Genomic DNA, 14,723 nt, shown 5'->3' on the forward strand with positions numbered 1-14,723 from the left:
GGGCCGAGCGCGGCGAAGTCACGTTGACTGAAGCCGCCGGCATGCTCAATCTGAGCCCTGCGGCGGTCCTTCGCCAGATTCGCGCCGCCATCATCCCTGCCCAGCAATATTGCATGGGCGCACCTTGGGTTATCAAACGAGGAAATACCGAAGAGTCGCATTTGATCGAGCGGATCAAGTCGTGCTCCAAGGCGCCGCTATCATCAGATTCGCATCAGAAGAGCCTTGTCTTTCAATAGCGTAGCGAGATGGGCATTATGAGGTGGGACCAGGCCCCATCACCGCACTCGCGTTCCGGGCCACGGTCGACCATCCCCGACCGATTCAGGCATAGAGAAATGTGCGCGCATCTCGGCCGAACCCCCGCGCGCTACCAGTCGGGCGAAACCGACATTCAAGGCAAGGTCGACGAACTCGCCCGTACAGCGCTTTACGAAGCGGCCCATACGCTGCTCGTGCGTAGCGAGAACTGGTCGAGCCTCAGAGCATGGGGAATGAACACAGCCAGGCGACGCGGCATGGCGCGCGCCCGGGTCGCGGTTGCGCGCAAACTCGCCCGTCGTCCTGCATCGTATGTGGAGTGACGCGACCGAGTTCCGCTATGGCAAACAACCGGTCTGCGCAGCGCGACGGCATTGCCGAACGCATCCGCCCCGGGCAGAAGCGCTAGCCGGTGCTGGCCACCTGGGTTTTTACGGCATCTGGCGCCAAAGTGCTTCTGCATCTGATGGCGGTTCCAAGGAGGACGCCGAGACGGTGAGCGCCTTCTTCCATGACAAGCGCGGCCGCGGGCTCGGCGATCCGCTGCTCGTCGTGTGCGACGGGGCAGCCGACATCATCAAGGCGATCGAGACCTGCTTTCCGCGCTCGGAGCGTCAGCGCTGCCTGGCGCACCGGGTGCAATCTCGCCGCCAAGGTGCCGGAAGACCGCTGGCCCGAGTTCAAGGCCCACGCCACCGCTGCCTATCAGGCTCCTCGCGCGCCATTGCCCGCGATCTCGCCGCGGAGCTGGTCAGGGATTATGAGATCGAGCTGCCGAGCGCGGTCGCCTGCTTCATGGACGACTTCGAAGCGGCAATCGCGCATCTGAGAATGCCGATCACTCACCGCCGCGCCATCAGGACCACCAATCTTGTGGAACGTCTGTTCTTCGAGGAGCGGCGCAGGCTAAAGATCATTCCCAATGCCTTCGGCGAGAAGCCCGTTCTCAAGCTCATGTTCGGCCGCCATGATCCGAGCTGCCGAGCGGTGGCGGGCGATCAGCTTGCGCATAACCGTGACTATAGCGATTTTGGCTGGTTTGCCCGATGCAATGAGGTGCTGATACTTTTCCCTGAGGTCAGGGTTAAAACGGGCAGCGACGAGAGCGGGCATGTAGAGTGCGCGTCTAACGTTGGCCCTTCCTGCGTATTCCGATGCACCGATTCCGATTTAAAGCCGGCCAGTCACTCCGATTTCATTCCGGCCGCCATTCCAATTTGAAGGCGGCCATTTTTCGGACCGATCCTGAGTCTCGTTGATGTTTGGGTTGGGTTTTGTTTCAGGTCAAGCTCGGTGTTTTCGGGGACGATCGGCGGGCGCTGTTTTCGCATGCTTTCACCGGTGAGATCGATGCGATAGGCGTTGTGAACGAGGCGATCCAGGATGGCGTCGGCCAAAGTTGGGTTTGCAATAATCTCCCACCAGCGATCCACGGGCACCTGACTTGTGACGATGGTTGAGCGTTGGTCGTCATTGAGTTTTTCCGGTCCCCAGCCATCAAGGATCAGCAGGTCGGTTCTGGCAAGAGATTTGAGGATCCTGCCGTATCGCCCGTCGCCTTTTGCGAGCGCAAGGGCGGCGAACAGCCTGGGAACCCGGTGGTAGGCGACTGAGAAGTCTTCGCGGCAGGCCTGGTGGCCGAGAGCGCAGGCAAGCCAGCTTTTGCCGACGCCGGCTGGCCCGGTGACAAGAAGACCGTGATGCTTTCTGATCCAGTCGCAGCCGGCAAGCGCCATGAACAAATTGCGGTCGAGGCCGCGTGCGGTGCGGAAGTCGGAAGCCATTCGCCGTGCTCGAGGCCGCGCACTTCGGACTGTGCGTCGAGTTCCTAGAAAGCGGTTGCCATGCCGAAAAGGCCGAGCTCTCGCAGCAGTTCAGGCCACCGATCTCGACAGCGCGGGCTGACACGGCTTCGGCCCGATTGCGATCGATGTCGCGAAACAGACGTAGGATGCCCGGACATGTTCGAAAGCCCTGCTCGGGATGCGGACGGTTGGCGAGAATTGCGATGACCAGACCTTCGGTCTGCGGCCCGATCGACGTGGCCCAGCGCCGAAAGCGCTCCGGCGTCCATTCGGCATAGCGCCGGTGGGAACTGGGCATGTGATCCGGATCGGTTCCATGGCGAGGACCTCCATAGCGGCGCTGATGCACCGCGACGCGCTTGCCGCGGTGGAAGATCTCGATGGTGCGCGCCGTTGCTCTCAGATCGACCTGCTGACGAATGAGGCTGTGGGGCACGGAATAAAAGAAGGTCTTGAACTCGACATGATAATCCGTCGAGACGCGGGCCAAACGCCATTCGGCAAACTCGTAATCCTCCAGTGGAAGACTGGCCAAAGCGGGCGCTCGACGGTCTCGAAGAGCTGTCGGCGACTGACGCCCAGCCGGCGCATGACGTGGTCGTTGATGCGATCGAGCGCCTGGCGAATTGCGGCATTGGCCTCAGCCAGCGAGAAGAAAGTCTGGTTGCGCAGGCGCCCCAGAATGCAGGACTGGGCGAAACGCACTCCATTCTCCACTTTCGATTTATCCCGAGGCTTTCTTGGCCGTGCCGGAAGAACGCCGACGCCATAGTGGGAAGCCATCATGCCGTAGCTGCGGTTGATCTCGGGATCGTAGAAACTGGCGCGACTGACGCCCGACTTCAGATTGTCGGGAACGACGAGTCTGGGAACGCCGTGAAAAAAACGAAACATCCGGACATGCGAGCCAATCCAGTCGGGGAGCGTTTGCGTCCAGGTGGCCTCGGCAAAGGTGTAGCTGGACGCACCCAGCACCGCCACGAAGATCTCCGCCTCGCGGATCTCACCGGTCTTGCGATCGACAATCGGAATTCTTCTTGCCGGAATAATCCACGAAGACCTTGTCGCCGGCCGCATGCTCCTGGCGCATCGTCGGCGACAGTCGCTGCTTAAATCCCCGTAGAAGTTCACAAAAGCGACTGTAGCCATAACCGTTGGGATGCGACCCTCGATACTCCTCCCACAGGATGAGCAAGGTGACGCCGGGCTTCTTGAGCTCGACCGCAAGATCGGCCCAGTTCGGTTCCGTGCGTCGTCGCGTGCCCTGTTTGACGCCGCTGCGACTGAAGAGCTTGTGCTCAAGCGCATCGTCGGTCAGCTCGCCCGGCAAGGGCCAGCTCAATCCAACCGCGGCTGCACGCTGCAAACTATCCTGCACCGTACTGCGCGCTATCCCCAATACGACCGCAATCTCGCGGGAGCTCGTCCCGCTTCCGGCAAGCCGCAGCATCTGTCTCAATTGTCTCATGGTCAGCCTTCTCTTTGCCGGCATCAAAATGTCCCCGTTCATGGCGAGGTGATTGATGCCAAAGTTGCTGACCCAGGAGGTAATCTTCAGTTCCGAAAACTGGCCGGCTTTTGATTGGAATGGTGGCCGGCTTCACGTCGGAATCCGCAGCCCTTCCACCCTTGATGAAGCTTCTGCCTTTCCATTGCCCTGATTGGCGGGCGACGGGAGCGAGTCCTGCCAGGGATGCGGCCTGTTTGTTGTCAAGTGATCCAAGCTCTGGCATTATGGCGACCAACTGGTTGGCAGTGCGTGGGCCGAGGCCAGCTATGCTGGAGATAATTTCATGCCGGCGGGCAAGTTGCGGATCGGCCGCAATGCTTGCTGCGAGCTCGGCATCGAGAGCGATTATATGCTGATCGATCTGATTGAGGCGTAGTTTGTGCTGACGCTTTAGAAGCGGAATCGTCAGGTTTTTCTCCTGGTTTTTAAGCGCGGTTCTGTCGCGCATCAGACCATCGCGGGCGCTGATAAGTTCGGCCAGCCTTGCCTGTCCGCGGTTTATAGCCGGGCGCACGGGCGGCTGCATTGTGCTAGCCATGCGGGCAGCATCACTGCATCGATCCGGTCGGTCTTGGCCAAGGTTCCAGCTGCTTGAGCAAAGCGTCGCGCACGAGCGGGGTTGAGCTTGACGCAAGGCAGATCAGCCAGAGCTTGCTCAAGTTCCCGGTGGTAAGCACCAGTCGCCTCATATGCCACGCGTTCGACTGAACATCGCCCGAGCCATGCAATTAAGGCTTTATGGCCGCTGGCAGTATTGGCAAACTGCTGGTTGCTGCCTGCAGGATAGGCATGAGCATCGAGTGTTGCTTTTGAGATATCGATGCCGATGGTTCGTGGTAGGGTATCGCTCATCTTTCCGCTGTCCTATTCTTGTGATCCGGCCCAAACGCCCCGGTTTCCGTTCAGGCCTGATGGAAAAGAAAGGGGTGATCACACCAATCGACGGTCCTCAACGACCTAGACAACTCCGATCCATCCCCTCCCGCCCGATCTGGGATGGCCATCCCAGATCGGGCAATCTCTTATTGGACCAAATGGCCTGGAAAGTCATAAGACAAGACAACTTCATCAGTTTGGGAATTGGTTCAATGGCTGATTCTGCGCATCAAAAGACTGCCCACGGCGACGGGGATCATGGCTTCGGAGACGTCCTGATTATACGCGCCGCATACGCCGCAAGCCGTCGATGAAAGGCCTGTGTCTGGCACCTCGATGAAGTCCTGGCGCGCATCCTCACGCGCCGCATTTCAAACTACGTGACAACGCGCTCGTTGCACCCACTTGCACTCAGCGACACACGCGATATGTCCGGTGGTGTGGGAGGGGCACCGCCGCAAAGCGGCTCCTACCGATCAATATCGGATTTCCGACGATGTCAGATTTCCGACAGAATGGTGATCCGCTAACTCATTGGTTTAATAACATTCCTTTTACGGCACGGTCTATGCATCCGGATCTTCGAACGCATCAGCGAGACGTCGTCCTATGATCACGCTCATCGAAAAGTTTGCGACAGATCCCTCGGGGGAAGCATCCGATTACCCACATCGTCGGCTTGATCCAATGGAGATGCCGAAGGCGATGTCGTGCAAGCGGGTCATGCCGCGCCAGACGACCATGTTGCCGGGAGGCGGATCATGTTTGCGGGCGAGATAGCCGCCAAGCATGGCGATTTGCAGCAGGTAAGCGGCGAACGTGGGCCGTTGAAGGCGTGGTCGCGTTCGGGACGCGTCGATCGGGTTGAGCGCAGTGATCTCGGCGAAGGTGAGAACGCTGTCGGGTGCGGCGTCTGGCTTGGCGCGCGCCGACATCGTGACGAAGAATATGCGCCAGTTGACCACCGCGATGAGGGCGAGGAAGTTCGCCAGCCTCTCGGCGGTCTCGAGCCTCGCCTCCTCAGCACGGCAGCAGGACTGCATGACCTTATGGAACAGCTCCGCTTCCAGCGCAGGGCATGCCAGCCGAGCTTCTGGGCACTTTCGAGCTCACAACTACCAAGATAGATAGCTGCACCGAGATACAACTCTTCGTTCCACCTGATGTACCTACTTCCAGAGAAGGATCCTGAAAATGATAGTTCGTAAGCTAGCGGATATTGAAGGCACCGACCGTGATGTTGCCTGGGGCCACGGGAGGAGCCGTCGTTTCCTGATCAAAGCCGACGGCGTTCCATATTCCTTGACTGACACGATCGTGGAGGCTGGGACCTCGTCACTCCTGCAATATCGCAATCACGTCGAGGCCTGCTACTGTATCGCCGGCAAGGGTCACGTTCGCGATGCCATCACTGGAAAGGAGCATGTCATTGTCCCAGGAACGATGTACGCCTTAGACAAACACGACGCCCACTATTTGGTCGCCCACGAGGAAGAGCTCCGTCTGGTCTGCGTTTTCCTTCCCGGTCTCAATGGCGACGAGGCCCACGACCTCGCGTCCAACGAACTCTCGTCGGCCTACTGATCGCAGAAGCACGCTGACCGGAAACTTTCCCGAATGAAACCTCTCTCCTAGCCTAGGCGGTGTGGACTCTTAGGATTCCTTTTTTGATCGCAGCGTGATCATGGGGTGGCCCGCCCCTCTCTGGAGCGATCCGTTTAGGATTGCTCTGTATTGAACGAGAGAGCAACGGACCGAGGAAGCAGAGGCGGGCCATACGTTCAAGACTGCTTTTTGGAGGGGCAGCCTTGGGTGTGATGGAGCGGTTGGTATTGAATGACGCTGCGTGGGAGCGTGGGAGTCGGAGGGCACCGCTGATCATCGGGCGCCCTGATCAGAAGGGATCGACGGGCTGGGATAACAGGAAATTCGTCCAGGCGGGTGCTATGGATTGTCCGAACAGGCTCCCCTGGCGCGATCTTCCCGATGTATTCGGCGATTGGAACAGCGTCTTCCGCCGCTTCAGTCGATGGAGCAAGCAAGGGGGTTTGGTGGCGCATCTTCGAGGCGATGTCGGATGACCCGGACTTCGAATATTTCATCATCGATTCCACCATCGTGCGAGCCCACCAATATGCGGCTGGCGCCAAAAAAAGGGTTCCGAAGATCAAGCCCTGTCGCTCTCGCGGCGTGAGCACCAAGATACAGATGTCCGTTCGCGGCTTGGGATGCCCTGTGCGGTTCACGATTACCCCAGGTCAAAAGGGCGATGCGCCACAAACCGTCGCCTTGATTGAAGGACTGCCCGCCGAAGTGGCCATGGCCGACACCGCCTATGACGCCGATTATCTTATCTACGCCAAGCCATCGCCGCCAGGGATGCGATCGCGGTTATACGCAACAACCCGCCGCGCTCGCTCAAATCCGCTCGACAAGCACCTCTACGCACAGCGGCATCTCGTCAAATGTTGCTTCTCCAAGCTCAAGCAGTTCCGCCGGGTCGCAACCCGCTTCGAGAAACCGCCCGTACTACCGCGCAGTTGTCACTCTCGCGGCTACCGTCCTATGGCCCAGGTAAATGTCCACGAAGCCTAGCATTACAGTTGGTGCGCCGGGAGACCGGCAAGGAGTAGACGGTGGAAGTCCGTTACGATGAAGGAATAACGAGCCACATCGGCCCCGAGCCGTGCGCAGGCATTCCGTGAGGGAGGTCGGCGAAGCGTCGGCAGGGGAGCGTGTAGGCCAGCCATTGAGCCGCGAAAGAGTGTTTTTCCGGGCGCCGACTCCGTCAACTGGGTGGAAGGCGAAATGGGCAGGCGCGCAAGCGCGAGTGTCTGTCCGGCCCGGCGTGGTCGGAGACCCTGGCATGTGCAGACGCTCCTTGTACGGGAACCGGGAGATCTCTGGATTGGCCATACACCCCAAGACTAATGGGTTGTCTAATCGCCGCTGGGACGTTAAGCATGTAATTGCGTCGAGACGACGCTGCCGGGTGCATGGTTGTCTTCGCGGTCGACATCAGTCGCCGCATGATGGAGCTCCGCGGACGAGCCTTCAATGTGGACGACGCACTTTGCTGAGACAGCGGTGCAACCCCATCAGCGGAATGGCTCGGCTCACGTCCCGGCAGGGACGTCTCAGGCGCTCAGATCCTGAACGCTATTCGCAAGATTTCATGCCTGTGGCGCCTGCATTTCGATCAAAGAACTCACCGGTCTTGAGCATCGAATGCATTATCATCGCCAGTTTGCGCGCCACAGCCACGGCAGCTCGTTTGAAGCCAACCCCCTCCCGGAGCTTGAGGCCCCACGTGCGCAAGCTGCTGTCGATCGAGCTGCGTGTCAGGATGACCGCCGCAGCCTCATAGAGAAGTCCCCGCAAATGTCGATCGCCGCGTCGGGATATATGGCCGTCATAATCGACTTCTCCCGATTGGTAGCGGCGAGTTGTCAGGCCGATCCAAGCGGCAACAGAGCGGGACTTCTTGAAGTTGCCCGGATCTTCAATGGCAGTGGCGAAAGAGGTTGCGGTGATGGCGCCATGCCGGGGATCGACATGAGTATGCGGCATGCTTGGCTTTGACGTGCATCTGCGACAAGCTGGCGCCCAAGCTCGGCGGCACGGATGCGAATGCTGCGCCAGGCTTCCAATATCGGTAGCACGACAGGAGCAATGATCGGATCTGTTTGGAAAGCTCGACGGTGATCCGGACCAGCCGGGTGCGTGCTGCCACGAGCGTGCGGGTCAACATACTGTAGAAGCCTTTCACGCGCACCTCGCGAAAGAACCCTGCTTCAGCAAGATGCGCCAAACCATCGGCGTCATTCGCATCCGTCTTGTTCGCCGCCATATCGAGAGCGGCTTTGGCATGGCGTGCATCGATGCAGATGGCTGGCAATCCCTCGGCGCGCAGCGCATGATAGAACCACACCGACAGCGGGCCGGTTTCGAACACGACGCGCTTTGCGGCCGGCGCCCGCTTGCGGACAAGCTCGGCAATGATCCTGGGATCAGATGCGCACTTCCCGCGCAAGATCCGTTCGCCTTCACGGCGGATCGACACTGCCGTCTCTTTCATCGACACGTCGAGACCGATATGTTCTTCCATGGCTGTTCTCCGTTGATGCTGGCCCGGCGTCCAGTCGTGAGCCCGTATTTCATCTTATCGGGGAACAGCCACCCTCCAAGGCTATGATCGGTTCCAGGGCGCGTCGCTCCCGCGATTACCCCATGTGGGATGGTCCGCAACGGGAAGGTGAGGAGCCGTAGCCGTTGATGCACGATCCAGAGAAGTCTGACTCCGGCATAGTAGCTGTGAAACGAACGAAAAAAGCTGGGCACCGGCAGCGGAGCCGGTGGAGCCAAGGCTGGGGACCAAGGGGAACGCGGAACAGCAGCACATGCACCGGACCCAGAGCCGGGCTCGCATGGTTCAACGGGGAGCGTACCGCCCGCAACCGTCGCGCCGGACGTTTATTCTGAAGGCGGATGGAAAGCAGCGGCCGCTGGCGATTGCAGCCCTGTAAGACAAGGTCGTCCAAGGGCAACGGTCATGGTGCTCAATGCCATCTATGAAGGTGACTTCTGCGGTTTCTCCTACGGGTTTCGGCCCGGACGAGGACCACATGGTGGTTGGACGCTCTGTGCGTGGCGATCGATAAGCGGAAGGTGAACTGGATTTTGGACGCCGACATCCAGAACTTTTTCGGGAGCGTCAGCCAGGATTGGCTCGTACGCTTCCTGGAACACAGGATCGGCGACAAGCGCATCATCCGCCTGATCCGGAATGGCTGAAGGCGGGCATCCCTCGAAGACGGGATCGTGACGGTGGATGACAGGGGTACGGGTCAAGGCTCGGTGATTTCGCCGCTTCTTGGCAACGTTACCTGCACTACGTCCTCGACTTGTGGGCCCAGCGCTGGCGACAGCGCGAGGCCACCGGCGACATGATCATCGTGCGCGATGCCGATGATGTGATCGTCGGCTTCGAGCATGAGGGCGACGCTCGTCGTTTCCTCGATGCGATGCGTGCGAAACTTGAGGAGTTCATGCTGTTGCTTCATCCGGACAAGACCCGCCTGATTGAGTTTGGCCGCCATGCAGCGGCAATCGCAAGCGGCGCGGGCTCGGCAAACCGGAAACCTTCGCGTTTCTAGGCTTCACTTTCATCTGCGGCAGGTCTCGCCGGGGCAGATTCCTGCTCGTGCGGAAGACCCGGCGAGACCGCATGCAGACGAAGCTCCGAAACATAAAGGAGGAGCTACGGCGCCGAATGCATTGGCCGATCCCTGAGCAGGGGAGATGGTTGAGGCAAGTTGTTACCGGCCACTTCGCCTATTTTGCCGTGCCGACAAATGGCCGCGCTTTACAGGCGTTCCGATCATGTGACCGATCTCTGGCGGCGTACGCTCAGGCGTCGCAGTCAGCGCAACAGGACAACCTGGACGAGGATCACAAGGTTGGCCGGGGACTGGCTCCCACAAGCCAAAATCCTTCATCCATGGCCAAACCAGCGCTTTGCCGTCAGGCACCCGAGGTAGGAGCCGAGTGCCCGAATTGGGCTCGCTCGGATCTGCGCGGGGGGCGTCGTGCGGGGTGGCGCGTCAATACACCGGATCGGCCGGCAAGATCACCAATTGCCAGATCGGCCGTCTTTGCGTGCTATGTGTCGCGCCGCGGCCACGCCTTCATCGACCGAGCGCTCTATCTTCCGAAGGCCTGGACGGATGATCGGGATCGTACGGCCAGGGCCCATGTGCCTGACGATGTCGGCTTTGCCACCAGGCCGGCACTGGCGCTCACCATGATTGAACGTGGCATCGCGTCGAATGTGCCATTTTCCTAGACGTTATGACCGTGGTCTGCGGGGTGGCCCGCCCTTAGACTTTGCAGCTGTAAGCAAAACGGGGATTGCTCGGGAATGCCGAGCCGAGCCCTCGCAAAGGAAGGACGGGCACATGAACGAGGATAAGGTTTTTTTCGTCGGTGTCGACGTGTCGAAGGCCAAGCATGCGATTTGCAATTGCCGAGTGCGGACGCAATGGACAGGTCCGCTATTTCGGCGAGATCGAGGCGACACCGGCGGCGGTGGAGCGATTCGTGCGCAAGCTGGAGAAAAAGTCTCGCCGCTTGCATTTTGCTACGAAGCCGGCCCCACCGGTTACGGTTTTTATCGCCAGATCGTCGATCTCGGCCACCGCTGCGATGTTGTTGCGCCCTCGCTGATCCCCAAGCGTGCGGGCGAGCGTGTCAAGACGAACCGGCGCGATGCGGTGAGCCTGGCGCGGCTGCTGCGGGCCGGCGAGTTGAAGGGAATATGGGTTCCAGATGCGGTGCATGAAGCAGTGCGAGACCTGGTGCGTGTTCGTTGCGCGGCGAGCGAGGATCTCCGCAAGAAGCGCCAGCAGCTCCTCTCATTCCTGCTTCGCCATGGTCGGATACTACCGGCCGCAGGAACTGGAGCCCGGCGCATGCCCGCTGGCTGGCGGCGCAAAAGTTCGACCATCCGGCTCAGCAGATCGTGTTCCAGGACCAGGTCGATGTGATTGCCGATGCACATGACCGGTTGGATCGGCTGGATGAGCAGCTTGTCGAACTCGTGCCGAACTGGTCGATGGCGCCGGTGGTGGCGGCCTATCAGGCGCTTCGTGGTGTTTCCTTCATCGTTGCAGTCACCTTTGTCAGCGAAGTCGGCGACGTCCGCCGCTTCGACAATCCGCGGCAATTGATGGCCTTTCTCGGCCTCGTACCCTCGGAGCGGTCAACCGGCGACACGGTAAAGCGTGGCAGCCTGACGCTTGCCGGCAATCGCCGCGCCCGCCGCATCTTGGTGGAGGGTGCCTGGAGCTATCGCTATCCCGCCAGGGTCACGGAGCCCATTCGCGTCCGGCTCGAAGGGTTGCCAAAGTCAGTGCGGGAGATCGCCTGGAAGGCGCAGACACGGCTTTGTGCGCGCTACCGCCGCATGACGGCTGCCGGCATGCGCATTTCGCTGATTGTGAGCAGCCATTTCACGCGATGGTGAGCGCTCATTTCATTTGATCGTGAGCAGGTATTTCACGCGATCATGAGCGGCCGCTTCGACGTCCCTGTTCATTGATTCAGGTGTTTGCGGCTGCGTCAAGAGCGTGAGCGCGGGCGTTGTGTTTTCGCATGCTATCGCCCTCGAGGGTTATGCGGTGGGCGTTCACATGGGGGATTAGGTGTCAAGTCGATTGAAGCAAAGTCGATCTCCTTCATTGCATACGGTTCCAGGCTTGGGCCCAAACTACTGACACGGCTCGCTTTGCCGAGCCTGATCCAACTCACATTCGGTCGCCGTTTATTCCGGTCGCACCAATATCCCGCGTTCGGCGGGCTGAGCCCAGGATGACGAGACCATTCTGTGAAAACGGCATTTTTGCCAAACGCTCACTCGGTCGTCACCTGGATCCGCCAGGGTTCATGAGGCCCCGGAAGATTTCAGAAAGATGAAGTGGTGGACGTGTTATGCGTTTTTCATAACGGCACCTTCGATCACGACCCCAGAGGTCACGTACTTCCACAGGGCGACCAGCAGCTTGCGCGCCAGCGCAACGATGGTCGTTTTCTTCATGCGCCCACCGTTGCATTTAACGCGTGCCTTGAACCATTTTGCTAATGCCGAGTCCGGTTGGTGCCGCAACCATAGCCAAGCAGTTGGATCAGCGTTGTTCGCAATCTTGGATTGCCCGCCTTTGATACGCCTTGCTCCCGGTCGATCGAGCCGCTTTGCCAGGGCGTCGGCGCGAGGCCCGCATAGGCGGCAACTTGACGGCGGTTGACAAAATGCCGGAACAGCCCCTCCGACCAAAGGGTGTTGGCGAATTCCGCACCGAGTCCTTTGATCTCAAGCAGCATCGTGACCGGCGCAGGCTTCGTGCTGTCAGCAGTCTGCGCCGCGATGAGCGCATCGCGTTCATCCTCGATGATCTTGATCTGATTGATGACCAGTTCCAACCGGTCCAGCTCCCGGCTAATCTGGGCCTTCATATGCCGTGGCAGTGTATGTCCATCTCCCGTCCGCAACTCTTCGAGTCGTTGGCGGCGATTTTTTGTAAACTGGTTCGTAGTCGGTGATGCCTTGCGAGAACAGCAGGCTCTTGACGCGATTGACATGCGCGACGCGCTCGACCATCAGCGCCTTGCGTTCCCGGCCAATTCGCCGCCGGTCCTCATCTTCACCGGATATCGTTCCCACCATTGAGCATACGCGCGGCTCTCCTCTTAAAGGCCAGCAAGACGCGCAGTAGCGCCTCGCCATCGATGCGATCAGTTTTCACACGCCGATGACGACGTGGCGTGGCGATCGACGCCGGGTCCACAACGTGGCTCTCGATGCCCTCTTTCACGAGAGCCCGGTGTATCCAGAAGCCATCGAGACCAGCCTCCTGGATCGTAATGATCGGATAGCTCTGCCCGGTCTTGGCGCGGCTTCTCTCCCGCAGCTTCGAAAACAGATCAAACAGCCCGGCAATGTTGCCGGCTGTTATGGGATACTTCGACATCTTCTCGCCGTTCCCCGGCAACACCGCTGTAATCAGCCAGGTTGAACGGGACAGTTCCATCGAAACGAAAATTGCCGCAAGATTGATCTGGATGGCGGCAGCGGGTCTTTCGGTCTTGAGCATCGGGGCCTCAGAATGAATGGTTGGTCGTACGGCCAATCATTCTGCAAAACGCTGGCCGGCATCCATACCCATGGATCTGTGAACGATACGGTCCAGCATCGCATCACCGAGCGTGGGAGCGCGGCCATGGCGATCATCGAGGATTTCCAGGAGGTCGCGGCGCTCGGCGGCGTTGAGGACCGACAGGCCCCAGTCGTCGAGGATGAGCAGTTGAACGCGCCCGAGCGTTTTGAGCAGGCGGCCATAGCGCCCGTCGCCGCGCGCCAGCGCGAGCGCCTCGAAGAGGCGCGGGACGCGATGATAGAGCACCGAGCGATTGTCGCGGCAGGCTTTGTGGCCGAGCGCGCAGGCGATCCAAGTCTTGGCCAGGCCGGTTGCGCCGGTGACCAGGAGTTTCTCGCCGCGGTCGATCCAGTCGCCGTTGACGAGTCTGGCGAAGACAGCGCGGTCGATGCCGCGCGGGGTGCGCAAATCGACATCTTCCACGCATGCGCTCTGGCGCAGCGCAGCGAATTTGAGGCGCGTCGTGAGCCGTTTGGTGTCGCGCTCGGCGGCTTCGCGATCGACAAGCAGCCCGATGCGTTCCTCGAATGACAGGGCATCGAGATCCGGTGATCGTCGTTGCTCCTCGAAGGCTTTGGCCATTTCGGTCAGGCCGAGTGCGACCAGTCGTTCATGGGTGGGATGGGTGAGCATTGGGTTCTCCCTGGTTCAGTGGAAATAGCCCTGACCGCGAATGTTGCCGTGGCGCAGGGATTGGTGATCGGGCGTCTCGTCGAGGAAGCTGCGATCAAGGCCGTTCTTGAGGATCGAACGGATCGAGGCGACGGAGCGTGCCTTGATGAGGATGCCGCGTTGGCAGGCTGCATCGACGCGCGCGTTGCCGTAACTCTTGGTCAGCGCCAGAATGCCGAGACAGGTGCGAAAGCCCTGCTCGGGATGCGGCCGGTCAGCGATGACGGCCTCGAAGAAGGCGGCCGTGGAAGGACCGATCTTCTCGCCGGCGGCGATCAGACCTCCCGGCGTCCACTTGCCGTAGCGGCGATGCGCGCTCGGCATGTGATCGGCAACGGTCGTATGGCCGCGCCGGTTGGGCGCGCGGGCGTGGCTGGCGATCCGCTGGGCGATCGAAGACAGCTTCGAGACCGCCAAGAACGAACTCGGTCTGACCACAACGAGACCCGCTCCTGGCTGGCATCGCCATGTCTCGCTGGTCATGCTCGCTTTCGCCATTGTGGCCGTCATTCGCCATCGCGCCAGTGCCATGCCGCCCGCAAAAACGATGCGGCCCTCAAGGCGCAAGACCGGCACTGATCCGTTTGGTCGATCCAGGAAATCCGCCGCATCGCCACCCGCCTCGCACGGGCGCGCATCGAACCTTCATACCTCATCGCCTGGTCGCTCTGGCGACGAGCACATCAGGCCGCTGCACGACGAGCACACACTATAGCCTACGCGGCGGTGACGATTTAACAATCTGACCATAGGACGATAGCCGCGCGAAGCCCATGAAATTGGCGAGCAGCCTGTCGTACCGTGTTTTGACCAGCCTGAGCTGCCTGAGCTTGCTGAAGAAGCGCTCGATGCGAATGCGCTCGTTCTAAAAATCGCGGCCGTAGCGTC

The 14,723-nt window shown here is 60.1% G+C and carries 12 protein-coding genes and 12 pseudogenes; 12 read left to right on the forward strand and 12 right to left on the reverse strand.

Going from position 1 to position 14,723, the window contains the following annotated elements:
- The first annotated feature begins 23 nt into the window (after nucleotides 1-23).
- From AC0L3O_RS31955 to AC0L3O_RS31965, 3 genes and pseudogenes are all read left to right on the forward strand, one after another.
- The gene (locus tag AC0L3O_RS31955) at nucleotides 24-239 is read left to right on the forward strand and encodes a hypothetical protein (RefSeq protein ID WP_473617617.1); all 216 of its coding nucleotides are present in this window, start codon (nucleotides 24-26) and stop codon (nucleotides 237-239) included.
- Nucleotides 240-265: 26 nt separating this feature from the next.
- A pseudogene (locus AC0L3O_RS31960) lies at nucleotides 266-615 on the forward strand (transposase); the annotation flags it as partial.
- A gap of 141 nt (nucleotides 616-756) precedes the next feature.
- Nucleotides 757-1,122, forward strand: a pseudogene (locus AC0L3O_RS31965) (transposase); the annotation flags it as partial.
- Between the two features lie 45 nt (nucleotides 1,123-1,167).
- Here the strand turns inward: AC0L3O_RS31965 and AC0L3O_RS31970 are convergent.
- The 8 genes and pseudogenes from AC0L3O_RS31970 to AC0L3O_RS32005 form a co-directional block, all read right to left on the reverse strand.
- Nucleotides 1,168-1,404 (reverse strand): annotated as a pseudogene (locus tag AC0L3O_RS31970) (hypothetical protein); the annotation flags it as partial.
- Nucleotides 1,405-1,577: 173 nt separating this feature from the next.
- Nucleotides 1,578-2,107, reverse strand: a pseudogene (locus tag AC0L3O_RS31975) (ATP-binding protein); the annotation flags it as partial.
- Nucleotides 2,108-2,454: 347 nt separating this feature from the next.
- A pseudogene (locus AC0L3O_RS31980) lies at nucleotides 2,455-2,601 on the reverse strand (Mu transposase domain-containing protein); the annotation flags it as partial.
- 62 nt (nucleotides 2,602-2,663) lie between these two features.
- Nucleotides 2,664-3,143, reverse strand: a pseudogene (istA, locus tag AC0L3O_RS31985) (IS21 family transposase); the annotation flags it as partial.
- Complete coding sequence (locus AC0L3O_RS31990; protein WP_473617619.1) at nucleotides 3,070-3,396, reverse strand: hypothetical protein; 327 nt, start codon at nucleotides 3,394-3,396, stop codon at nucleotides 3,070-3,072. The gene AC0L3O_RS31990 and the pseudogene istA, both read right to left, overlap by 74 nt.
- 37 nt (nucleotides 3,397-3,433) lie before the next feature.
- Entirely contained in the window at nucleotides 3,434-4,102 is a 669-nt protein-coding gene (locus AC0L3O_RS31995; RefSeq protein WP_473617620.1) for a transposase, read from the reverse strand.
- Entirely contained in the window at nucleotides 4,075-4,428 is a 354-nt protein-coding gene (locus AC0L3O_RS32000; RefSeq protein WP_473617621.1) for an IS110 family transposase, read from the reverse strand. Before AC0L3O_RS32000 ends, AC0L3O_RS31995 begins: the two co-directional genes overlap by 28 nt.
- Nucleotides 4,429-5,114: 686 nt before the next feature.
- Nucleotides 5,115-5,495: a hypothetical protein gene (locus tag AC0L3O_RS32005; RefSeq protein ID WP_473617623.1), complete on the reverse strand. Its 381-nt coding sequence runs from the start codon at nucleotides 5,493-5,495 to the stop codon at nucleotides 5,115-5,117.
- 151 nt (nucleotides 5,496-5,646) lie between these two features.
- Between AC0L3O_RS32005 and AC0L3O_RS32010 the strand changes: the two genes are divergently transcribed.
- The 3 genes from AC0L3O_RS32010 to AC0L3O_RS32020 all read left to right on the forward strand — a co-directional run bounded on the left by AC0L3O_RS32010 (nucleotide 5,647) and on the right by AC0L3O_RS32020 (nucleotide 7,047).
- A complete protein-coding gene (locus tag AC0L3O_RS32010) occupies nucleotides 5,647-6,036 on the forward strand; it encodes an ectoine synthase (protein WP_473617624.1) in 390 nt (129 codons plus the stop codon).
- A gap of 233 nt (nucleotides 6,037-6,269) precedes the next feature.
- Entirely contained in the window at nucleotides 6,270-6,533 is a 264-nt protein-coding gene (locus AC0L3O_RS32015; protein WP_473617658.1) for a transposase, read from the forward strand.
- Nucleotides 6,439-7,047, forward strand: coding sequence for an IS5 family transposase (locus AC0L3O_RS32020; protein ID WP_473617625.1), 609 nt, complete (start codon nucleotides 6,439-6,441; stop codon nucleotides 7,045-7,047). Before AC0L3O_RS32015 ends, AC0L3O_RS32020 begins: the two co-directional genes overlap by 95 nt.
- A gap of 564 nt (nucleotides 7,048-7,611) precedes the next feature.
- Here the strand turns inward: AC0L3O_RS32020 and AC0L3O_RS32025 are convergent.
- Nucleotides 7,612-8,560, reverse strand: a pseudogene (locus AC0L3O_RS32025) (IS110 family transposase).
- Nucleotides 8,561-9,099: 539 nt separating this feature from the next.
- Between AC0L3O_RS32025 and AC0L3O_RS32030 the strand changes: the two are divergent.
- The 5 genes and pseudogenes from AC0L3O_RS32030 (at nucleotide 9,100) to AC0L3O_RS32050 (ending at nucleotide 11,476) form a co-directional block, all read left to right on the forward strand.
- Nucleotides 9,100-9,246, forward strand: coding sequence for a hypothetical protein (locus AC0L3O_RS32030; RefSeq protein ID WP_473617627.1), 147 nt, complete (start codon nucleotides 9,100-9,102; stop codon nucleotides 9,244-9,246).
- A 152-nt stretch (nucleotides 9,247-9,398) separates the two neighbouring features.
- Nucleotides 9,399-9,608 carry a hypothetical protein gene (locus AC0L3O_RS32035; RefSeq protein ID WP_473617628.1) on the forward strand — a complete coding sequence of 70 codons (210 nt, stop codon included), beginning with the start codon at nucleotides 9,399-9,401 and terminating at the stop codon, nucleotides 9,606-9,608.
- A 427-nt stretch (nucleotides 9,609-10,035) separates the two neighbouring features.
- Nucleotides 10,036-10,294, forward strand: a pseudogene (locus AC0L3O_RS32040) (transposase); the annotation flags it as partial.
- 115 nt (nucleotides 10,295-10,409) lie between these two features.
- Nucleotides 10,410-10,817 (forward strand): annotated as a pseudogene (locus AC0L3O_RS32045) (transposase); the annotation flags it as partial.
- Between the two features lie 2 nt (nucleotides 10,818-10,819).
- Complete coding sequence (locus AC0L3O_RS32050) at nucleotides 10,820-11,476, forward strand: transposase (protein ID WP_473617629.1); 657 nt, start codon at nucleotides 10,820-10,822, stop codon at nucleotides 11,474-11,476.
- A 462-nt stretch (nucleotides 11,477-11,938) separates the two neighbouring features.
- On the opposite strand, the pseudogene AC0L3O_RS32055 reads toward AC0L3O_RS32050, so the two are convergent.
- From AC0L3O_RS32055 to AC0L3O_RS32065, 3 genes and pseudogenes are all read right to left on the reverse strand, one after another.
- Nucleotides 11,939-13,100: pseudogene (locus tag AC0L3O_RS32055) on the reverse strand (IS110 family RNA-guided transposase).
- Nucleotides 13,101-13,136: 36 nt separating this feature from the next.
- Entirely contained in the window at nucleotides 13,137-13,796 is a 660-nt protein-coding gene (locus AC0L3O_RS32060; RefSeq protein WP_473617631.1) for an ATP-binding protein, read from the reverse strand.
- Nucleotides 13,797-13,811: 15 nt separating this feature from the next.
- A pseudogene (locus AC0L3O_RS32065) lies at nucleotides 13,812-14,222 on the reverse strand (IS21 family transposase); the annotation flags it as partial.
- Here AC0L3O_RS32065 and AC0L3O_RS32070 point away from each other — a divergent pair.
- Nucleotides 14,218-14,388: pseudogene (locus AC0L3O_RS32070) on the forward strand (IS701 family transposase); the annotation flags it as partial. The pseudogenes AC0L3O_RS32065 and AC0L3O_RS32070 sit on opposite strands and share 5 nt — an antisense overlap.
- Nucleotides 14,389-14,723 lie beyond the last annotated feature (335 nt).

It is taken from the genome of Mesorhizobium sp. WSM4810, from assembly GCF_055811235.1.